Annotated in this window: 18 protein-coding genes and 2 pseudogenes; 7 read left to right on the forward strand and 13 right to left on the reverse strand. The window is 71.9% G+C overall.

Going from position 1 to position 20,407, the window contains the following annotated elements:
- Positions 1-40: 40 nt before the first annotated feature.
- Entirely contained in the window at positions 41-1,003 is a 963-nt protein-coding gene (locus ABZY20_RS05940; protein WP_356437135.1) for a LysR family transcriptional regulator, read from the reverse strand.
- Positions 1,004-1,066: 63 nt separating this feature from the next.
- Here ABZY20_RS05940 and ABZY20_RS05945 point away from each other — a divergent pair, with 63 nt between their 5' ends.
- Positions 1,067-2,335 (forward strand): MFS transporter, encoded by a 1,269-nt coding sequence (locus tag ABZY20_RS05945; protein WP_356437138.1) that lies wholly within the window; start codon positions 1,067-1,069, stop codon positions 2,333-2,335.
- A gap of 188 nt (positions 2,336-2,523) precedes the next feature.
- Positions 2,524-3,540, forward strand: coding sequence for a sigma-70 family RNA polymerase sigma factor (locus ABZY20_RS05950; RefSeq protein WP_356437141.1), 1,017 nt, complete (start codon positions 2,524-2,526; stop codon positions 3,538-3,540).
- Here the strand turns inward: ABZY20_RS05950 and ABZY20_RS05955 are convergent.
- A complete protein-coding gene (locus ABZY20_RS05955; protein ID WP_356437144.1) occupies positions 3,424-3,810 on the reverse strand; it encodes an STAS domain-containing protein in 387 nt (128 codons plus the stop codon). The genes ABZY20_RS05950 and ABZY20_RS05955 overlap by 117 nt on opposite strands.
- 136 nt (positions 3,811-3,946) lie before the next feature.
- Here ABZY20_RS05955 and ABZY20_RS05960 point away from each other — a divergent pair, with 136 nt between their 5' ends.
- Complete coding sequence (locus tag ABZY20_RS05960) at positions 3,947-4,867, forward strand: AEC family transporter (protein WP_356437145.1); 921 nt, start codon at positions 3,947-3,949, stop codon at positions 4,865-4,867.
- A 28-nt stretch (positions 4,868-4,895) separates the two neighbouring features.
- Here the strand turns inward: ABZY20_RS05960 and ABZY20_RS05965 are convergent, their stop codons facing one another.
- The 3 genes and pseudogenes from ABZY20_RS05965 to ABZY20_RS05975 all read right to left on the reverse strand — a co-directional run.
- Positions 4,896-5,363 (reverse strand): MarR family transcriptional regulator, encoded by a 468-nt coding sequence (locus ABZY20_RS05965; protein WP_356437147.1) that lies wholly within the window; start codon positions 5,361-5,363, stop codon positions 4,896-4,898.
- 104 nt (positions 5,364-5,467) lie between these two features.
- Positions 5,468-5,606, reverse strand: a pseudogene (locus tag ABZY20_RS05970) (MarR family transcriptional regulator); the annotation flags it as partial.
- Positions 5,607-5,729, reverse strand: a pseudogene (locus ABZY20_RS05975) (MarR family transcriptional regulator); the annotation flags it as partial.
- Positions 5,730-5,906: 177 nt separating this feature from the next.
- On the opposite strand from ABZY20_RS05975, the gene ABZY20_RS05980 reads away from it, so the two are divergent.
- From ABZY20_RS05980 to ABZY20_RS05990, 3 genes are read left to right on the forward strand one after another with little or no spacing between them, the layout of a single operon-like run.
- A complete protein-coding gene (locus tag ABZY20_RS05980; RefSeq protein WP_356437149.1) occupies positions 5,907-6,578 on the forward strand; it encodes a DUF4097 family beta strand repeat-containing protein in 672 nt (223 codons plus the stop codon).
- Positions 6,579-6,607: 29 nt separating this feature from the next.
- Positions 6,608-7,561 carry an ATP-binding cassette domain-containing protein gene (locus tag ABZY20_RS05985; protein ID WP_356437151.1) on the forward strand — a complete coding sequence of 318 codons (954 nt, stop codon included), beginning with the start codon at positions 6,608-6,610 and terminating at the stop codon, positions 7,559-7,561.
- Positions 7,558-8,343 carry an ABC transporter permease gene (locus ABZY20_RS05990; RefSeq protein WP_356437153.1) on the forward strand — a complete coding sequence of 262 codons (786 nt, stop codon included), beginning with the start codon at positions 7,558-7,560 and terminating at the stop codon, positions 8,341-8,343. Before ABZY20_RS05985 ends, ABZY20_RS05990 begins: the two co-directional genes overlap by 4 nt.
- A 188-nt stretch (positions 8,344-8,531) precedes the next feature.
- Here the strand turns inward: ABZY20_RS05990 and ABZY20_RS05995 are convergent, their stop codons facing one another.
- The 8 genes from ABZY20_RS05995 to ABZY20_RS06030 all read right to left on the reverse strand — a co-directional run bounded on the left by ABZY20_RS05995 (position 8,532) and on the right by ABZY20_RS06030 (position 19,269).
- On the reverse strand, positions 8,532-9,815 hold the full coding sequence (locus tag ABZY20_RS05995) for a thymidine phosphorylase (protein ID WP_356437155.1): 1,284 nt from the start codon (positions 9,813-9,815) through the stop codon (positions 8,532-8,534).
- A gap of 72 nt (positions 9,816-9,887) precedes the next feature.
- Positions 9,888-10,292 carry a cytidine deaminase gene (locus ABZY20_RS06000; protein ID WP_356437157.1) on the reverse strand — a complete coding sequence of 135 codons (405 nt, stop codon included), beginning with the start codon at positions 10,290-10,292 and terminating at the stop codon, positions 9,888-9,890.
- A complete protein-coding gene (locus ABZY20_RS06005) occupies positions 10,289-11,563 on the reverse strand; it encodes an ABC transporter permease (RefSeq protein WP_356437159.1) in 1,275 nt (424 codons plus the stop codon). The genes ABZY20_RS06000 and ABZY20_RS06005 overlap by 4 nt, the downstream gene beginning before the upstream one ends.
- On the reverse strand, positions 11,560-12,678 hold the full coding sequence (locus ABZY20_RS06010; protein WP_356437162.1) for an ABC transporter permease: 1,119 nt from the start codon (positions 12,676-12,678) through the stop codon (positions 11,560-11,562). Before ABZY20_RS06010 ends, ABZY20_RS06005 begins: the two co-directional genes overlap by 4 nt.
- Positions 12,678-14,249 (reverse strand): ABC transporter ATP-binding protein, encoded by a 1,572-nt coding sequence (locus tag ABZY20_RS06015; RefSeq protein ID WP_356437165.1) that lies wholly within the window; start codon positions 14,247-14,249, stop codon positions 12,678-12,680. The genes ABZY20_RS06010 and ABZY20_RS06015 overlap by 1 nt, the downstream gene beginning before the upstream one ends.
- A gap of 212 nt (positions 14,250-14,461) precedes the next feature.
- On the reverse strand, positions 14,462-15,511 hold the full coding sequence (locus ABZY20_RS06020) for a BMP family ABC transporter substrate-binding protein (RefSeq protein ID WP_356437168.1): 1,050 nt from the start codon (positions 15,509-15,511) through the stop codon (positions 14,462-14,464).
- Positions 15,512-15,845: 334 nt separating this feature from the next.
- Positions 15,846-16,889: a BMP family ABC transporter substrate-binding protein gene (locus ABZY20_RS06025; RefSeq protein WP_356437171.1), complete on the reverse strand. Its 1,044-nt coding sequence runs from the start codon at positions 16,887-16,889 to the stop codon at positions 15,846-15,848.
- Between the two features lie 1,147 nt (positions 16,890-18,036).
- Positions 18,037-19,269 (reverse strand): M20 family metallopeptidase, encoded by a 1,233-nt coding sequence (locus tag ABZY20_RS06030; protein ID WP_356437428.1) that lies wholly within the window; start codon positions 19,267-19,269, stop codon positions 18,037-18,039.
- 302 nt (positions 19,270-19,571) lie between these two features.
- On the opposite strand from ABZY20_RS06030, the gene ABZY20_RS06035 reads away from it, so the two are divergent.
- Positions 19,572-20,279, forward strand: coding sequence for a class I SAM-dependent methyltransferase (locus tag ABZY20_RS06035; protein WP_356437174.1), 708 nt, complete (start codon positions 19,572-19,574; stop codon positions 20,277-20,279).
- Positions 20,280-20,407: the final 128 nt, after the last annotated feature.

Here is a 20,407-nt window from a genome sequence, read left to right on the forward strand (position 1 = left end):
GCGGGTCGTGCGTGGTACTCGCGCCGTTCCCCGCGCCCCTTCAGGTCGCGAGCAGGCTGCCTCTTCTGGAGAGCAGGAACTTCTTGAAGGCCGCCACCGGGGGCGTGTCCGGGTGGCCCTGCAGCCAGGCCACGCCGATCTCGCGTACGGCCCGGGGCGCCGTGACCGTCAGTTCGACCACGCCCGGGCGGGCCACGGCCGGCGGGGGCAGGAGGGCGACTCCCAGGCCCGCCGCCACCAGGCCCCGCAGGGTCTCCGCCTCCTCGCCCTCGAAGGCGATGCGTGGCCGGAAGCCCGCGTCCTCGCAGAGGTCGTCGGTGATGCGGCGCAGGCCGTAACCCGGTTCGAGGGTCACGAAGTTCTCGTCGGCCGCCTCGGCCAGGCGGATGCGGCGGCGGCCCGCCAGGGCGTGGTCGGCGGGCACGACCAGGCGCAGCTTCTGCTCGTCGAGCCGGCGGGCGACCAGGTCGGGGGCGTCGGGCACCGGCGATGTCAGGCAGAGGTCGAGGTCGCCGGCGCGCAGGCGTTCCAGCATGGCCTCGCCGTAGTTCTGGACCAGGCTGAAGCGGACCCGGGGGTGGTCGGCGCGGAAGGCCTGCAGGAGGCCGGGGACGGTCTCGGCGCCCATGGTGTGCAGGAAGCCGAAGGCGACCTTGCCGGTGGTGGGGTCGGCGTCGGCCCGCACCTGCTCGGCGGCGCGCTCGATCTCGGCCAGGGCCCGTTCCACGGTGGTGAGGAAGGTGCGTCCGGCCGGGGTGAGGGAGACCGTGCGGCCGTGGCGGGCGAACAGGTCGACGCCCAGGTCCTGCTCCAGGCGGGCCATCGACCGGGAGAGGGTGGACTGCGGGACGTTCATCTCCTGGGCGGCACGGGTGACGTGCTCGGTGCGGGCCACGCCGGCGAAGTACGCGAGGCGGGGCGCCAGCACCCTCGACATCTCCGCCGTGTCTTGTGTGTCACTGTTCGGTGACAGGCGGGGCCGTGAACTCGGTTGATGCACCATGGGAACGATTATGGCCGTTCCATGCATTGGACGGATCAGTTGCGGTCTCCGTACGTTCGAGGCATGTCTCCCGCCAGTACCGGGGCGTCCACCGTCGTGGGCGCCGAAGCCTCTGTCCCTGCCGTCGATTCCCGGGTCTCCCCGGGCGGGCCCGGCTACCGCCGGATGAGCCTGGCCCTCTTCCTCGCCGGTGTCGCGACCTTCGCGCTGCTGTACTCCACGCAGGCGCTGCTGCCGCTGATCTCCGGCGAGTTCGCGGTGGCGGCGGGCGACGCGAGCTGGACGGTGGCCGCGGCGACGGGCGGACTGGCGCTGTTCGTGCTGCCGATGAGCGCGCTGTCGGAGCGCTTCGGGCGGCGTACGGTCATGACGGCCTCGCTGGCCGTGGCGGTGACCGTCGGGCTGCTGGTGCCCTTCGCGCCCTCGCTGGGCGCGCTGGTGGCGCTGCGGGCCCTGCAGGGCGCGGCGCTGGCCGGGCTGCCGGCGTCGGCGACCGCGTACCTCGCGGAGGAGGTCAGCCCCAGGGCGCTCGTCACCGCGATCGGGCTGTTCGTCGCGGGCAACAGCGTGGGCGGGATGAGCGGCCGCGTCATCACCGGCTGGGTCGCGCAGGAGTGGGGCTGGCGGGTCGCTGTCGGTGTCATCGGCGTGATCGCGGTGGCCTGCGCGGTGGCCTTCCGGGTGCTGCTGCCCGCCCCCAGGCACTTCAAGGCGGGTTCGCTGCGGCCCGGCGATCTGGCCCGGACGGTCCGTGCCCACCTGTCCGACCCGCTGCTGCGCCGGCTGTACGCGATCGGCGCGCTGTTCATGACGGTGTTCGGCGGCGTGTACACGGTCATCGGCTACCGGCTGACCGAGGCGCCGTTCTCCCTGCCGCAGGGCGTCATCGGCTCGATCTTCCTCGTGTACCTCGTCGGCACGGTGTCGGCCTCGACGGCCGGGCGCCTGGTGGGCCGGCTGGGCCGCCGGGGCGCGCTGTACGCGGGCGGCGCGACGACGGCGGCGGGGCTGCTGCTGTCCCTGGCCGGGTCGCTCCCGCTGGTCCTGCTGGGTCTGGTCCTGATCACGGCGGGCTTCTTCGCGGGCCACGCGGTGGCGTCCTCCGCCGTCAGCAAGACGGCCACGCACGGCCGCGCCCAGGCGTCCGCGCTGTACCAGTCGGCGTACTACATCGGCTCCAGCGCGGGCAGCACGGCCGGCGCGATCGCCTTCCACACGAGCGGCTGGGACGGCACGGTCGGCGTCGGGCTGCTGGCGGTCCTGGGCGTCGTGACGATCACACTGGTCGGCACCCGGGCGGCCCGACTGCGGGGCCCGGGGAGGGGGGCCTGAGGCCGGGCGCGGGGCTGGTTGTGTTGTAGGTCAAGCAGCTCGCATGAAGGGGGCCGACCCGGCCCGGGCCACCTGCCCCGGCCTGCGGTTTCGTGTGCTCGGGGGGCCGTTGTCAGTGGGCTGCGGTAGCTTCCGAAGTGCTGGGGCGCGAAGGCGCTTGAACAGAACGTCCACAGGGGTGGGTGGAGATGGCGAACAGCACGGCGGCACCGACGGACCTGGACACCAGACTGGAGGCGCACCGCACCGAGCTCACGGGGTACTGCTACCGGATGCTCGGCTCCTCCTTCGAGGCGGAGGACGCGGTGCAGGACACGATGGTCCGCGCCTGGCGCAGCTACGACAAGTTCGAGGGCAGGTCCAGCCTCCGCTCCTGGCTCTACCGCATCGCGACCAACGTCTGCCTGGACATGCTGTCCGCGGGCAACAAACGGGCCCGGCCCATGGACCTGACCGAGTCCACCCCCCTCGCCCAGGCCGCCCTCTCCCCCCGCCCGGACAACACCTGGCTGGAGCCCATGCCCGACGCCCGCGTGCTGCCCACGACCGACGATCCGGCGGAGGCGGCGATCGCCAAGGAGTCCGTGCGGCTCGCGTTCATGGCCGCCCTGCAGAACCTGCCGGCCAAGCAGCGGGCCGTGCTGATCCTGCGCGAGGTCCTGGCCTGGAAGGCCAGCGAGGTCGCCGAGCTGCTGGACACCTCGGTGGCGTCGGTGAACAGCGCCCTCCAGCGCGCCCGCGCCACCCTGGCCGAGCGGCAGCAGCCGGGCGCCGACGCGGCCGTCTCCGACCCGCTGGACGAGGACCAGCAAAAGCTCCTGGACCGCTACATGGCGGCCTTCGAGGGCTACGACATGACGGCGCTGACGGCCCTGCTGCACGAGGACGCCATCATGACGATGCCGCCGTTCGACCTGTGGCTCACCGGCGCCGGCGACATCACAGGCTTCATGACCACCCTCGGCGCCCCCTGCGCGGGCTCCCGGCTGGTGCCGGTCAAGGTCAACGGCCTGCCCGGCTTCGCCCAGTACAAGCCGGACCCGGAGCGCGGCGGCTTCACACCGTGGGCGGTCCAGGTGCTGGAGATCTCAGGCGGCCGGATCACCGGGTTCCACTGCTTCCTCGACACCGAGCGCTGGTTCCCGCTCTTCGATCTGCCCCTCCATCTCGATGGGGAGTCCGACCAGGTCGAGCAGGGAGCGTAGGGCGGGATCGGGGTCGCGCAGCCGGATCCGCCCGCCGGCCCTGCGGGCGGCCAGCTGGAGCCGCGCCAGCAGTTCCACGGCCGCGAGCCCCGGCGGCCCCAGGCCCCCGACATCGCACACCACGACCCGGGCACCGCTGCTGTGCAGCAGTGCCCGTACCTCGTCGCTCAGCCCTCTCACCTCGTCCCGGTCGACAGGGCCGGGCAGTACGAGCACGGGCGGTGTCATGGCGTCCACGATCGGTAGACCGGGCGGCCCTCCGTAACTCATCGGGGCTCTCCGCCCGTCCGGCGCCGTGAGGATCACATTGACCGGGGTGCGGCTTTGACCGGAGGGTTAGCTGCATGCCCCATGCATCTGCCCGTCCCGTGCCGTGTGCCCGTTCCCTCGCCGGCCGGGAGGTGCCGTGCAGGGGGTGCTGAGCGGGTTCGCGGTCATCGCCGTCGTCATCGCGGTGGGCTATCTGATCGGCCGCCGGGGGTATCTGGGCGAGGGCGGGCGCGAGGTCCTCACCAAGCTCGCCTTCCATGTGGCCTCCCCCGCGCTGCTGTTCACGACGCTCGCCCGGGCCGACCTGTCGGTGATCTTCTCCGACCGGCTGCTGGTCACGGCGCTGAGCACGGCGGCGGTGGCGGGCGTCTTCGTGGCGGTGGGTGCGGTCCGCGGCTGGGGAGTGGGCCGGACGACGATCGGCGCCCTGTGCTCCAGCTACGTCAACTCGGGCAACCTGGGCATCCCGATCGCCGTGTACGTGCTGGGCGACGCGTCCCTGGTCGCGCCGGTGCTGCTGTTCCAGCTGGTCGGTGTCACACCGGTGGCGCTCACGATCCTGGACCTGGCGAGCGGCGGCGGCAGACGGCCCCTGTGGCAACGCCTGCTCACCCCGTTGCGCAATCCGATAGCCCTGGGCTCCCTGGCCGGGGTCGCGGCGTCGGCCTCGGGCCTCACGATGCCGGGCCCCCTCATGGACCCCCTGGTCCTGATCGGCAACATGTCGGTCCCCGCGGTCCTGCTCGCCTTCGGCATCTCCCTGCGCGGCAGCACCCTCCCGCTGCGCGGCGCGGAACGGGGCCCGGTCCTGCTCGCCGTGGCCCTCAAGTCCGTCGTCCAGCCCTTGGTGGCGTGGGCGCTGGCCGCGGGCGTCTTCGGCCTGCACGGGGCGCCCCTGCTCGACGTGGTGGTGACCTCGGCACTGCCGGCGGCGCAGAACCTGTTCACGTACGCGAGCAGCTACCGGACCGGCGAGGTGCTGGCCCGTGAGGCGATCCTGCTGTCGACGGTGCTGGCCGTACCGGTGCTGGTGGTGGTCGCGGCGCTGCTGGGGTGAGGGGGGCGGGGGAGGAAGCGGCGGGGGCTCAGCGCTCGGGGGCGCCGTCCGCGGGTGATCGGGCCGCACCGCCCGGAGCCCGCTCCGCAGCGGCTCCCCCGGCGGGCTCCGGCTGGGCGGAGAGGATGTCGCGTGCCTGTTCCGCCGCACGCGCCATGCTCTCCGTGACGAAGTCGACGAAGCGGGCGATGACTTCCAGGCGGACGGCGGCCGGGGTGCCCGGGCCGAGGACGGTGACGCCCTGCCGTGCGGCTTCGGCGAGCTGCGCGCTGCTGCGGGCCGCGGCGATCATCGACTGGTACCAGACGTCGTTGTCGACGACGTACCGCTCGCGCCGCCCTTCGTCCCGTTCCCGGCGGATGAGGCCCTGGCTCTCCAGGAACGCCACCGCCTTGGAGACGGAGGCCGGGCTGACCTGGAGGCGCCGGACGAGTTCGGCCGCGGTGAGGCTGCCCGCGTCGGTGGTGTAGAGGCAGGTCAATACCCGGGCCACCATTTTGGGCAGGCCCTGCTGGATGAAGAGGTTCGTGAAGACCTCCTCGTACGCGCGTACCGCCTCGGGGTCCCGGCCGTGAGGGAGCGGTTGCGTCTGGGGGCCCCGGGGCGCGGCCTTCCTGCGGCGGTGGGCGCGGTGTTCCGTCGCGCGGTGGGCGAGGTCGGCGCGGTAGGCGGTGGGGCCGCCGTTGCGCATGACCTCGCGCGTGATGGTCGACGTGGGGCGGTCGAGGCGTCTGGCGATCTCCGCGTAGGCGAGGTTGTCGGCCAGGCCCTGCGCGATCTGCCGGCGTTCCAGCTGGGTGAGCCTGCCTCCCGGCATCGCGCCCTCCTTCGTGGTCCTTGAGGGCGTCAGCATAGCGTTCATTTTCCTCTCATTGCAACGAGAGACTCGGGCGGTGTTGCGTTGAACTTCGTTCCGATGCAACGATTTCAGCGCTTTGAACTGCAGATTTGCACCTGCCGAGCAATCAATTCATTGCTCGATCCATGAACGCAACGTAGCGTTTCCGGTGTCAGAAACTACGCACCCCAGGAGCGCACGATGCAGAAGTTCGACACCCCCGCCGCCGTCACCGCCGTGCTGGAGATCCCCGCCGGACACATCCGGCTCATCGCGGCCGACCGGGCCGACACCACCGTCGAGGTGCTGCCCGCGGACGCCTCGAAGAGCCGGGACGTGCGGGCGGCGGAGCAGGTCACGGTCGCCTACGCCGACGGCGTCCTGCGGATCGAGGCGCCGGAGGCCGCGCACCGGGTCCTCGGACACCCCGGCGCCGTCGAGGTCACCGTCCAGCTGCCCGCCGGGTCCCGCGTCGAGGCCAAGGCCGCCGCCGCCGAACTGCGGGGCGTGGGACGGCTCGGCGACGTCACCTACGAGGGCGCGCAGGCCACGGTCAAGCTCGACGAGACCGCGGACGCCCGCGTGGCCCTCTCCGCCGGCGACGTCTCGGTCGGCCGCCTGGGCGGCGCGGCGGAGATCAGCACCCAGAAGGGCGACATCAGCGTCGCGGAGGCCGTGCGCGGCACCGTCACGCTGCGCACCGAGCACGGCGGGATCACGGTCGGCGCCGCCCGCGGCGTCTCCGCCTCCCTGGACGCCGGCACCTCCTACGGCCGGATCCACAACTCCCTGCGCAACGCCGACGGCGGGGCCGCCGCGCTCACCATCCACGCGACCACCTCCTACGGCGACATCACCGCCCGCAGCCTCTGAACACCCCAGCCGGCAAAGGAGCCCCGCTCATGACCCACTCGGCCATCGTCGCGAACGGACTGCGCAAGTCCTTCGGCGACAGGACCGTCCTGGACGGCATCGACCTGGCGGTCCCGGAAGGAACGATCTTCTCCCTGCTCGGCCCGAACGGCGCCGGCAAGACCACCGCCGTCCGGATCCTGTCCACGCTCATCTCGCCCGACCCCGGCAGCGGTGCCCTCCGCGTCGGCGGTCACGACCTGGCGACCGGCCCCCAGGCGGTGCGTGCCGCGATCGGCGTCACCGGGCAGTTCTCCGCCGTCGACGGGCTGATCACCGGCGAGGAGAACATGCTCCTCATGGCGGACCTGCACCACCTGCCCCGGCGCGAGGGCCGGCGGGTCGCCGCCGAGCTGCTGGAGCGCTTCGACCTCACCGAGGCGGCCCGCAAGCCCGCCTCGGCCTACTCCGGCGGGATGCGGCGCCGGCTGGACATCGCCATGACCCTGGTCGGCAGCCCGCGGATCATCTTCCTTGACGAGCCGACCACCGGCCTCGACCCGCGGTCCCGGCACACCATGTGGCAGATCATCCGGGAGCTGGTCACGGGCGGCGTGACCGTCTTCCTCACCACCCAGTACCTGGAGGAGGCCGACGAACTCGCCGACCGCATCGCCGTGCTGCACGACGGGAGGATCGCCGCCGAGGGCAGCGCCGACGAGCTCAAGCGGATCGTCCCCGGCGGGCACGTCCGGCTCCGCTTCACCGACCCGGCCGCCTACCGCGGCGCGGTGGCGGCGCTGCCCGGTGCGGCCGGCGACGACGAGGCGCTGGCGCTGCAGATCCCCAGCGGCGGCAGCCAGCGCGAGCTGCGCGCGCTCCTCGACCGGCTGGACTCGGCCGGGGTCGAGGCCGACGAGCTGACCGTGCACACCCCCGACCTCGACGACGTGTTCTTCGCCCTGACCGGCGGCTCCGACCAGCCCGAGGAGGCAGTCCGATGAGCAACCTCTCCCTCGCCCTGCGCGACGCGTCCACCATGCTGCGCCGCAACCTGCTGCACGCCCGGCGCTACCCGTCCCTCACCCTCAACCTGCTGCTCACACCGATCATGCTGTTACTGCTCTTCGTCTTCGTCTTCGGCGACACGATGAGCGGCGGCATCGGCGGCGGGGACCGCTCCGACTACCTCGCCTACCTCGTCCCCGGCCTGCTGCTGATGACCATCGGCTCCACGGCGATCGGCACCGCGGTCTCCGTCTCCACCGACATGGCCGAGGGCATCATCGCCCGCTTCCGCACCCTGGCCATCCACCGCGGCTCCGTGCTCGTCGGGCACGTCGTAGGCAGTGTGCTGCGGTCGGTCGCCAGCGTGGTCCTGGTGGGCGCCGTCGGTGTGGCCATCGGCTTCCGGTCCACCGACGCCACCGCCCTGGAGTGGCTGGCCGCGTTCGGGCTGCTGGTGCTGTTCTCCCTGGCGCTCACCTGGATCGCCGTCGGCATGGGCCTGGTCAGCCCGAACGCCGAGGCAGCGAGCAACAACGCCATGCCGCTGATCTTCCTGCCGCTGATCTCCAGCGCCTTCGTCCCGGTCGACTCCATGCCCGGCTGGTTCCGGCCGGTCGCCGAGTACCAGCCGTTCACGCCGGCCATCGAGACCCTGCGCGGCCTGCTCCTCGGCACCGGGATCGGCAACGACGGCTGGCTCGCCGTCGGCTGGTGCGTGGGTCTGGCGGTGCTCGGGTACGTGTGGTCGACGTCGAAGTTCGCCGAGGATCCGAAGTAGCCGCCGTGACCACGCGGGCCGGCCCCCGCCCGACCTCCGCCCGGGCACACGAACGGGGCGGCGTACCCGACGACCGTCGGTGTACGCCGCCCCGCTCGTGTTCGTGGCCCGCTCGTGTACGCCGCCCTGCTCGCGTGCGGGCCCCGCTCGTGTACGCCGGCCCCACTCGCGTGCGGGCGGGACGCGGCTCAGGCGATGCGCTCCAGCACCACCGGCGACGGCGTGAAGGCCGTGCCCGGGGCCGCGATGTCCCAGGCGCCCTCGACCGCCTGGAGCGCGTAGTCGAAGCGCTCGGGGGTGTCGGTGTGGAGGGTCAGCAGCGGCTGGCCCGCCGTGACCGTGTCGCCCGGCCTGGCGTGGAGTTCGACGCCCGCGCCCGCCTGCACCGGGTCCTCCTTCCGGGCCCGGCCGGCGCCCAGCCGCCAGGCGGCCACGCCGATGTCGTAGGCGTCGAACCGGGTCAGGACGCCGGAGGACGGGGCCTTGATCACGTGCTGCTCGCGGGCCACCGGCAGCTCCGCGTCCGGGTCGCCGCCCTGGGCCGAGATCATGCGCCGCCAGACGTCCATGGCGGAGCCGTCGGCCAGGGCCTTCGCCGGGTCGGCGTCCTTCACCCCGGCCGCGTCGAGCATCTCGCGGGCCAGGGCGATCGTCAGCTCGACCACGTCCGCGGGGCCGCCGCCGGCCAGCACCTCGACCGACTCGCGGACCTCCAGGGCGTTGCCGGCGGTCAGTCCGAGCGGGGTGGACATGTCCGTGAGGAGCGCGACCGTCCTCACCCCGTGGTCGGTGCCGAGGCCGACCATCGTGGAGGCCAGTTCGCGGGCGTCCTCGATGGTCTTCATGAAGGCGCCGGTGCCGACCTTCACGTCCAGGACCAGCGAGCCCGTGCCCTCGGCGATCTTCTTCGACATGATCGAGGACGCGATCAGCGGGATCGCCTCGACCGTGCCGGTGACGTCGCGCAGCGCGTAGAGCTTCTTGTCGGCGGGGGCCAGTCCGTCGCCGGCCGCGCAGATCACCGCGCCGGTGCCGTCCAGGACGTTCAGCATCTCCTCGTTGGAGAGCAGCGCGCGCCAGCCGGGGATGGACTCCAGCTTGTCCAGGGTGCCGCCGGTGTGGCCGAGGCCGCGGCCCGACAGCTGCGGGACGGCCGCGCCGCAGGCGGCGACCAGGGGCGCCAGCGGGAGCGTGATCTTGTCGCCGACGCCGCCCGTGGAGTGCTTGTCGGCGGTCGGGCGGGACAGGGACGAGAAGTCCATGCGCTCGCCCGAGGCGATCATCGCCGCGGTCCAGCGGGCGATCTCACGGCGGTTCATGCCGTTGAGGAGGATGGCCATCGCGAGGGCCGACATCTGCTCGTCGGCCACCTCCCCGCGGGTGTACGCGTCGATGACCCAGTCGATCTGCGCGTCGCTGAGTTCGCCGCGGTCCCGCTTGGTGCGGATGACGGAGATGGCGTCCATGGCCATGGCTTGGCTTCCTTCCGAGGGTTCCAGAAGCCGTGCGGCCCCCCTGAGCAACTCAGGAGGGCCGCACGGGAGTTACTTGCTGAGGTGGCCCGGCCCGAAGGCCTGCGGCAGCATCTCCGACAGCGGCAGGATCCCCGCCGGGGTCTCCATCAGGAGGTCAGGGCCGCCGAACTCGTACAGCAGCTGGCGGCAGCGGCCGCACGGGACGAGCGCTGCGCCGTCCCGGTCGACGCAGGTGAAGTGCGTCAGCCGGCCGCCACCGGTGTTGTGCAGCTCCGAGACGAGGCCGCACTCGGCGCACAGGCCCAGCCCGTACGAGGCGTTCTCGACGTTGCAGCCGGAGACGATCCGGCCGTCGTCGACCAGGGCCGCCACGCCCACCGGGTAGCCGGAGTACGGGGCGTACGCCCGGGACATGGCGTCCCGGGCCACCTCGCGCAGCCGCTCCCAGTCGACGGCGGGGCCGGCGTCGGTCACTTGCCCTGCCCCTTCCGGTACGGCATGCCGTTCGCCTTGGGCATCCGCAGCCGCTGCGCGGACAGGGCCAGGACGACCAGGGTGATGACGTACGGCGTCGCGGAGACGACCTGGTTCGGGACCTCGTCGGTGCTCGCGTACCAGGCGAACACCAGGGCACCGGCGATCAGGGTGACCACGGCCGGGACGTACTTCTTGCGGACCACCAGCCAGATCGCGCCGATGATCAGCAGCAGCGCGCCGAGCAGCAGCAGGGCGTGGACGTTGGCGGAGCCGCCGCGCAGGTTGAGGCTGTCGGTGTAGCCGAACAGGCCGGCGCCCAGGGCGAGTCCGCCCGGCATCCAGTTGCCGAAGATCATCGCGGCGAGGCCGATGAAGCCGCGTCCGCTGACCTGGCCCTCCAGGTAGAAGGGGTTGGCGACGATGGACAGGAAGACACCGCCGAGGCCGGCCAGACCGCCGGAGACGACGACGGCGATGTACTTGTACTTGTAGACGTTGACGCCGAGGGACTCGGCGGCGATCGGGTTCTCACCGCAGGAGCGCAGGCGCAGGCCGAACGCGGTGCGCCACAGGATCCACCAGGTGGCGGGGATCAGCGCGACGGCGACCAGGGTCAGCCAGGAGACGTTGGTGACCAGGCCGCCGAGCAGGCCGGCGATGTCCGAGATCAGGAACCAGCCCTTGGCGTTGAGGTCGCGCAGGGCGTCGGACAGACCGGGCACCGTGAAGTGGCCGAGGGAGTCCACCGCCGGGGACTGCTTGGCGGAGCCGCCGGTGTGGCCCTCGAAGGCGAGGGGCGCGAGGTAGCGGGTGGCGCCCAGGGCGAGGATGTTGATGGCCACACCGGAGACGATGTGGTTGACGTTGAAGGTGACGGTGACGAAGGCGTGCAGCAGGCCGCCGATCGCGCCGCCCGCGATGCCCACCAGGACACCGGTCCACGGGCCCCACTGGAAGCCGGCCCAGGCGCCGAACCAGGTGCCGAGGATCATCATGCCCTCGAGACCGATGTTGACGACACCCGCCCGCTCGGCCCACAGGCCGCCGAGGCCGGCGAGGCCGATCGGCACGGCGAGCTGGAGCGCCGTGGACATCTGGCTGACGTTGGTGATGCCGTCGGCGCCGGTGATGATGCGGACGATCGACGTGAGCGCCAGTCCGCCGGCGATGACGAGCAGCAGGACGGGCCACGACAGGCGGCGGCCGGTCGGCGCCGCGGGCTGCAGCGTGGGCTGGTTGACGTCGATCGCCGAGGTAGGAGCGGTCATCGGCCAGCCACCTCCTTCGTGTTCTGAGCGCCGAGGACGTGACCGGCGGCGAGTTCCGCGCCGACGCGGCGCTGCTGGCGGCGCAGGCCCCATTCGCGCACGGCTTCGTAGGAGACGACGACCGAGAGCACGATCAGGCCCTGCATGATGACCGCGATCTCCTTGTCGTAGCCGTGGAAGTCCAGCTCGGGCGAGGCCTTGTCGAGCCAGGCCCACAGCAGGGCGGCGAAGGCGATGCCGACGGGGCTGTTGCGGCCCAGCAGGGCGATGCCGATACCGAGGAAGCCGATGCCGGTGGGGAAGTTGAGGCTGTAGGTGTGGGTGTCGCCGAGCAGGATCGGCAGGCCGGCCAGGCCCGCGATGCCGCCGGAGATCAGCATGGCGCTGAGCACCATGCGCCCCGGGTCCACGCCGCTGGCCGCGGCGGCGGTCTGTGAGGCGCCGGAGGCGCGCAGGTCGAAGCCGAAGCGGGTGCGGTTGAGGACGATCCAGTACCCGATGCCGAGCAGGACGGCGAGCAGCACCAGGCCGTAGATCTCGCCGGCGGCGCCCATGGGGATGCCGGGGATCCAGCCCGACTCGTACATCTCGCCGGTGGTGTTGTTGTTGCCGACCTTCACGCCGAAGACGTCCGGCAGCCACAGGTAGGCGATCACGGAGGTGGCGATCGCGTTGAGCATGATCGTGGCGACGACCTCGCTGACGCCGCGGGTGACCTTCAGGACACCGGCGATGCCGGCCCAGAAGGCGCCGGTGAGGACGGCGGTCAGCAGGAGCAGCGGGACCTGGATCGCGGCGGGCGTGTTCACGTGGGCGCCGACGATGGCGGCCATCATGGCGCCGAGCTGGTACTGGCCGTCGACGCCGATGTTGAACAGGTTCATCCGGAAGCCGATGGCCACCGCGAGGGCCGCGATGTAGTACATCGAGGCCTGGTTGATGATCAGGACCTGGATGTCCGAGAAGCCGAGCTGCTCGAACATCAGGGCGAAGGGCTCGAACGGGCTCTTGCCCGACGCGATCAGCACGATCGCGCTCAGGACGAAGGCCACGGCGAGCGCGATGACCGGTCCGGCCACCGCGAGGAGCACGCGCTCCTTGTCGAACTTCTTCATCAGCGGGCCTCGTCTTCACCAGACTCGGGGGCATCGCCCTTCGAGGTCTCGGGGGTCTCGTCGTGCTCGAGGTGCCCGGTGGCGGCACCGGTCATGGCCGAGCCGAGCTCCTCGGGGGTGATGGTGGCCGGGTCGGCGTCCGCGACCAGCGTGCCGTTGTAGATCACGCGCAGCGTGTCGGACAGGCCGATCAGCTCGTCCAGGTCGGCGGAGATCAGCAGCACGGCCAGGCCCTCGCGGCGGGCCTCGCGGATGTGGTCCCAGATGGCGGCCTGGGCACCGACGTCCACACCCCGGGTGGGGTGGGCGGCGATGAGGAAGCGGGGCTTGTGGCTCATCTCCCGGCCGACGATCAGCTTCTGCTGGTTGCCGCCGGACAGGGAGGCCGCGGTGACGTCGATGCCGGGGGTGCGCACGTCGTAGGCCTCGACGATGCGGCGGGTGTCCTCCTGGGCGGCCTTCGGGTCCAGCCAGACGCCCTTGGCGAGGGGCTTCTCGGTGACGTGGCCGAGGATGCGGTTCTCCCACAGGGGCGCCTCCAGCAGCAGGCCGTGGCGGTGCCGGTCCTCGGGGATGTAGCCGATGCCCTGCTCGCGGCGCTTGCGGGTCGGCCAGGCGGTGATCTCCTCGTCGGCCAGCCGGATGGTGCCGGAGTCGGCGTGCCGGAGGCCGATGAGGGCGTCGACGAGCTCGGTCTGGCCGTTGCCCTCGACACCGGCGATGCCGAGGACCTCGCCCGCGTGGATGGTGAAGCTGATGTCGTCGAGGAGGGCCTTGCCGCCGGGGGCCGCCAGGCGCAGCTTGTCGACGGCGATGACCGGGCGGTCGGTGACCGTGGACTCGGCCGTCTCGGGCGTGGGCAGCTCGCTGCCGACCATCATCTCGGCGAGCTGGCGCGGGGTGGTCTCGGCGGGGACGGCCGTGCCGACGGTGGTGCCGCGGCGGATGACGGTGATCTCGTCGGCGACGGAGAGCACTTCGCCGAGCTTGTGCGAGATGAAGATGACCGAGAGGCCCTCGGACTTCAGCTCGCGCAGGTTGGCGAAGAGGGCGTCGACCTCCTGAGGCACGAGCACGGCGGTCGGCTCGTCCAGGATGAGGGTGGTGGCGCCGCGGAAGAGGACCTTGAGGATCTCCACGCGCTGGCGGGCGGCGACGCCGAGCTCCTCGACCAGGAGGTCGGGTTCGACGCCGAGGCCGTAGCGCTCGGAGAGGTCCTTGATCTTGCGGCGGGCCTTGGCGCCGATGCCGTGGAGCTTCTCGCTGCCGAGGACCACGTTCTCCAGGACCGTGAGGTTGTCGGCGAGCATGAAGTGCTGGTGGACCATGCCGATGCCGCGGGCGATGGCGTCGGCCGGCGACGAGAAGCTGACCTGCTGCCCGTCGACGGCGATGGTGCCCTCGTCCGGCTTCTGCATGCCGTAGAGGATCTTCATCAGGGTCGACTTGCCGGCGCCGTTCTCGCCGACGAGGGCGTGCACGGTGCCCTTGCGGACGCTGAGGTGGATGTCGTGGTTGGCCACGACACCGGGGAAACGCTTGGTGATCCCGGCGAGTTCGACGGCGGTCACCGATTCGTTGACCGCCGCTCCGGCCGGAGGGCTGCTGGACGCGTTGATGGCGCACTCTCCTGGGGACGGGGGTCGTCTACGCGCGTAGCGCCCCTACGGCATGCAAAGGGGCCGGTGCACCGCGGCAAACGGGGTACGGGGAGCAGCCTCCCCGTACCCCGCCGAGCGAACGCAACCCCGGGGTCACCGCCTCGTGTCGAGGCGGTCGGTCGTCAGCTGCTCTTGACCTTGATCTCGCCGCTGATGATCTTCTCCTTGGCCGTCTTGATGGCTTCCTGGAGCTCGGCATCGTCCGCGAACTTCGGGTTGGAGTTCGACAGGCTCACCTCGCCGGTCTTCAGATCGCCACGAACGATACCGGTCTCGGGCTTGCCGTCCTCGACCGACTTCGCCAGGTTGTACACCGCCTTGGCGACGTCCTTCATCGCCGAGGTCAGGATCGAGTCCTTGTACTTGGCGAGGGCTTCCTGCGCGTACTGGTCGGAGTCGACGCCGATCGCCCAGACCTTGTTGGCGGCGGCGGCCTCGATGACGCCCTGGCCGGAGAGGCCGGCGGCCGCGTAGACCACGTCCGCCTTCTTCTCGATCTGGCCCTCGGCGGCCGTCTTGCCCTTGTCGGGGCTGGAGAAGCCACCCTCCTCCGCCGTCTGCGTCAGGTACTGCGAGAGCACCTTCACCTTCGGGTCGGTGTCCTTGACGCCCTGCTCGAAGCCCGCCTGGAACTTGTGGATCAGCGGGATGTCCACGCCGCCGACGAAGCCGACCGTCTTCGTCTCGGTGCTCTTCGCGGCGGCGACACCGGCCAGGTACGAAGCCTCCTCCTCGGAGAAGACGAGGTCGGCGACGTTCTTCGCCTGGACCGTGGAGTCGTCCACGATGCCGAAGGTGGTGTCCGGGAACTTCTCCGCGGCGCCCTTGATGGCCGAGGCGTACGCGTAACCGACGCCGATGACCGGGTTGTAGCCCTGCTTGGCCAGCGACGCGAGCCGCTGCTCCTTGTCGGCGTCCGTCTCGCCCTCGGTGGGCTCCACGTCGGCCGTCTGGTACCCGAACTCCTTCTTCGCCTGCTCCAGGCCCGCGTAGGCCGCGTCGTTGAAGGACTGGTCGCCCTTGCCGCCGACGTCGTAGGCGATGGCGAGGCCCTTGTCGCCCTTCGAGTCGGACGACCCGGCGGAGGTCGAGGTGCCGCCGCAGGCGGAGAGAGCGAGGGCCAGGGAGGCGGTCGCTGCGCCTGCGACCGTGATCCGGGAAATCCGGCGCATGTGTGGGTGCTCCTGTCGTACTAGCGCCGGACGGTACAGCTCGGGACGGCTTCACAGCTACGGCGCTGGCTTCCGCCGCAGATTAACGCGCGTAGACCTGCCTGAAAACCCCTTCTGTCCACCTTGTTATCCGCCCGTGGCCAAGCCCTCACCGGCGCCCGGCCGGGGGTTGCCGACCGCGACGGCGCGTGGCTCAGGGTGATGCGCCGCGCGGTCCGTCCGCCCCCGGGACCGCGATCCGCCGTCCCGGGGAACGCGATCCGCCGCCCGCGGAAAACGAAGCGGGCGGGCACCTGGGGTGCCCGCCCGCCGCGTTGCCGTACGACCGGCTGTGTCACTCGGTGTTGACCTTGATGGAGCCGTCGTCGATGCCCTGCTTGGCCTTGTCCACGGCCTCCTTGAGACCCTCGACCTTGGCGTACTCGGGGTTCGACTCGGACAGGCCGACGCCGTTGACCTTCAGGTCGAAGGTCTGGGTGCCGCTCAGCGGCTTGTCGTCGTGGACCGACTTGCTGAGCGCGTAGACCGCGCCGCCGACATCCTTCAGCGCCGAGGTGAGGATGTAGTTCTTGTACGGCGCGAGAGCGGCCTGCTTGTACTGGTCGGAGTCGACGCCGATCGCCCAGACCTTCGCCTTGGCGGCGGCCTCGATCACGCCCTGGCCGGACAGGCCGGCGGCCGCGTAGAGCACGTCCGCCTTCTTCTCGATCTGGCCCTCGGCGGCGGCCTTGCCCTTGTCGGGGCTGGAGAAGCCGCCCTCCTCCGCCGTCTGCGTCAGGTACTGCGACAGCACCTTGACCTTGGGGTTGGTGTCCGTGACGCCCTGCCTGTAGCCGGCCTCGAACTTCTGGATCAGCGGGATGTCCACGCCGCCCACGAAGCCGACGACGTCGGACTTGGTGGCCTTGGCGGCGGCGACACCGGCGAGGTAGGAGGCCTGCTCCTCGGCGAAGACCAGGGAGGCGACGTTCTTGCCCTCGACCACGGAGTCCACGATGCCGAAGGTGGTGTCCGGGTACTTCGGGGCCACCGCCTTCATGGCCGGGCCGTAGGCGAACCCGACGCCGATGACGGGGTTGTAGCCCTGCTTGGCCAGCGACGCGAGCCGCTGCTCCTTGTCGGCGTCCGTCTCGCCCTCGGTGGGCTCGATGTCGGCCGTCTTGTAGCCGAACTCGTCCTTGGCCTTGGTCAGACCGGCATAGGCGGCGTCGTTGAAGGACTGGTCACCCTTGCCGCCGACGTCGTAGGCGATGGCGACGCCCTTGTCGCTGCTGTCGCTGTCGCCACTGTCACTGCTGGTGCCGCCACAGGCCGTGGCGACGAGGCCCAGCGACGCGACCCCCACCGCGACGCGGGTCAGTTTCGAAATCCGACGCATCTGAAGTTCCCCATTCTCCGAAGCTCCGCAGCGGGTGCTCAGTTCGGCGCACATTAACGCGCGTAGACACTCCTGGGAACGGGTCGCCGCGGTGCCGTTATCCATTCGTGCCGCTGGCCGGTTACGCCCTTGTGAACCGTGGGATCGAACGGGGTCGAAAGGTGCGCTCGGGGACACGGCGTGTGCCTGCTCGTCACGCGCACCAGGCTCTCCCGAGGGTGCGGGGGGCGCAACCGGAGGGTGCTGGGGGGTGGGGTGGGGTGAGGTTGGGGGTGCATAGAGGTGCCCGGGAGGTGCGTGGGGGCCGGGTTCGTGGTTCGGGAGCGGTGGGGTGGGGCTGGTCGCGCAGTTCCCCACGCCCCCCAAGAAGGGGGAGTTGGCCGCGTCGGCCGGGAGGCTGAGGGGGTGCCCCCGCTGCCGCCGCGGGGGCGGATCGGATACGGGCCGTGGCGCGATCCAGGGTCGCGACACGGGAACCGCGAGACGACGAGGCCGCCCGCGCCCCGAGCGGACGGGGGCTGCCAGGCTGCCCGTCCGCCGAGACGGTAGGGGCCCGCCTCGGTCCCCGAAGCAGGGCCCGCCCGGGTCCCCCGAGACGATGACGACGACGACCGGACGCCACGAGATGCTGAGGTCCGCCCGCACCCCCCGAACGGATGGGGCTGCCCGCCCTCCGAGGCGATGGGGCTGTCGCCCCGGCCGGGCGGACGAGGCCGGGCCCCCGCCCTCGAGACGAATACCCCTGCCGAGCAGAGAGGACGGGGCGCCCTCCCGCCCTCGGGAGGATGCGGGCTGCGGGCCGCCTCCAGCCGAGTGACGGGGCCGCGCACCCTCCCCCGGGACGATGAGGGCTGCGGGCCGCCGCCAGCCGAGCTGAGGGGCCGCGCCCGCCCCCGAGACGATGAGGGTTGCCGGCTGCGGGCCGGCCGGGCGGAGGAGGCTGGGCGTGCCCCCGGGATCAATCAGAGCTCTCCCCGGCCGAGCCGAGAGGCGCGGGTGTGCACCCGGGACCACGAGAGCTCTCCGGCCGAGCCGAGAGGCCTGGGCGTACCTTCGGGGCGATGAGGGACGCGGGATGCGGGCTGCCCCCGGCCGAGCTCCCCCGGCCGAGCCGACGGGGGCTGGGCGGGCCCCCCGGTCGCGGGGGTCAGCGGAGGCCGTCGACCAGGGCCGCTGCCGTGAAGAGTTCCACTCCGACCGTGATCGCCGACTCGTCGACGTCGAAGTCGCCCTGGTGCAGGTCGCGGACGTGGCGCTCGCCGGGGGTGCGGACGCCCAGTCGGGCCATCGCGCCGGGGACGTGCTCCAGGTACCAGGAGAAGTCCTCGCCGCCGAGGCTCTGCTCGGTGCCGATGACGGACTCGACGCCGCGGCGGGCGATCATGGCGTCGCGCAGCAGTTCCGTCACGCCGGGCTCGTTGACGACCGGCGGGACGCCGCGGACGTAGTTGATCTCCGACTTGGCGCGGTACAGGTTCGCGATCTCGTCGATCGCCGCGACCACCACGTCCGGCGCCTGCCGCCACGCCTCGATGTCGAGGCAGCGCACGGTGCCGGACAGCTCCGCGTGCTGCGGGATGACGTTCGGGGCGTGGCCCGACTCGATGCGGCCCCAGGTGATCGCGAGCCCGCTGCGGCTGTCGAAGCGCCGGCCGACCAGGGCCGGGACGTCGGTGACGACGCGGGCGGCGGCGGTGACCAGGTCGGTCGTGAGGTGCGGGCGCGCGGTGTGGCCGCCCGGGCCGTCGAGGCCGATCTCCAGCCGGTCGCAGGCGGAGGTGATGGGCCCCTCCCGCAGTCCGATCTTCCCCGCGTCCACCCGGGGGTCGCAGTGCAGGGCGATGATCGCGCCGACCCCTTCCAGCGCCCCGCCCTTGATGGCGTCGGCGGCGCCGCCGGGCAGCACCTCCTCGGCGGGCTGGAAGACCAGCCGGACGGGACGCGGCAGCTGGCCCCGCTTGTGCAGTTCGGCGAGGACGAGACCGGCACCGAGGACGACGGTGGTGTGCACGTCGTGGCCGCAGGCGTGCGCGCGGTCGGGCACGGTCGAGCGGTACGGGCAGTCGGCCTTGGTGTCCGGGATGGGCAGGCCGTCGATGTCGGCCCGCAGGGCGAGCATGCTGGGACCGCCGTCCCACTGCGCGCCGGAGACGCCGATGTCACAGACGAGGCCGGTCCCGACGGGGAGGACGCGCGGCTTGAGCCCGGCCCTCTCCAGCCGCTCCTTGATCGCGGCCGTCGTGCGGAACTCCTGGTTGCCGAGCTCCGGGTGCATGTGCAGGTCGCGCCGGAACGCGATGAGCTCGGCGCGCAGAGCGTCGGGCAGCGCGCCGGGGAGCACCGCTCCCCCGGGAAGATCGACCTCGGACTCCAGTGACATCAGTGGCTTCACCCTTTGAAGGGTAGGGCGCCGCGGCGGTTGCCTGACCCTGGATCAACAAAACTTCAGCCCGTTAGGGGAAGAAAATATGACCGCCGGACGCATAGCTGTCAATTGAGATGGGTACACTCGCCCGTCTTTTGGGGGCCGAGCCGGTCGCCGCGACCCGTGGAGTGTGACATCGAGCACACCCGGGTCACAGCTCCGGTATCCATCCATACTCCTTCACGGATACCACGCCGTGCGCGGCGAACACCGGCGCGTTCGTCTGCCGGACGCCCGGCGCCGATAGGGTGCGCCCCGTGCGCGCCGACAGCCCCGGGTTCCTGAAGTCCACGCAGGCCTCGTACGACGCCATCGCGGAGGCCTACACCGCCGAGCATCCCGACAGTCTGGCCGGGAGACCGCTGGAGGAAGCGCTGCTCACGGCCTTCGTACGGCTGGCCGGGGCGCGCGGGGCGGTGGCGTCCGGGCCTCCGGTCGCCGACCTCGGCAGCGGTCCGGGGTACGTGACGGCCCGGCTGCACGCTCTGGGCCTGCCGGTGTTCGGGATCGACGTCTCGCCCCGCATGGTGGCTTTGGCGCGGCGGGCGCACCCCGGGCTGCGGTTCCACGTCGGTTCGATGACGTCCCTGGACCTGGCGGACGAGACCCTCGGCGGCGCAGTCGCGCTGTACTCGGTCATCCACGTCCCGGACGATCACCTGCCGTCGGTCTGCGCCGAGCTGCACCGCGTCCTGGTGCCGGGCGCACCCGTCCTGCTCGGCTTCCAGTCCGGCGACGAGAACGGCCGGCTGCGCCTGACCGAGCGCTACGGCCAGGAGATCCGCCTCGACTTCCACTGGCGCACGCCGGACACGGTCGCCGCGCTCCTCACGGCGGCGGGCCTGGAGCTGTACGCCCGGGTGCTGCGCGAACCGGAGGACGGGGAGAAGATGCCGCGCGCGTTCCTGCTGGCCCGCAAGCCTGCGGGCGGCGGCGTCCCGGCCGCGAGGCCTCGAACGGACTGAGGGGTCCCGGCCGACCACGGCGGGCACGGAAAAGCGGGCGAAGGGCGGTGGTGCACAGGCCGAGGTCCGCCGGGCCGCCACACGCAGTCGCCGGCGCCGTAAGCGCCGGTTCCCCCTCCTAGCCCGCG

The organism is Streptomyces sp. NPDC006624 (assembly GCF_040611555.1).
Classification (GTDB): Bacteria; Actinomycetota; Actinomycetes; order Streptomycetales; family Streptomycetaceae; genus Streptomyces.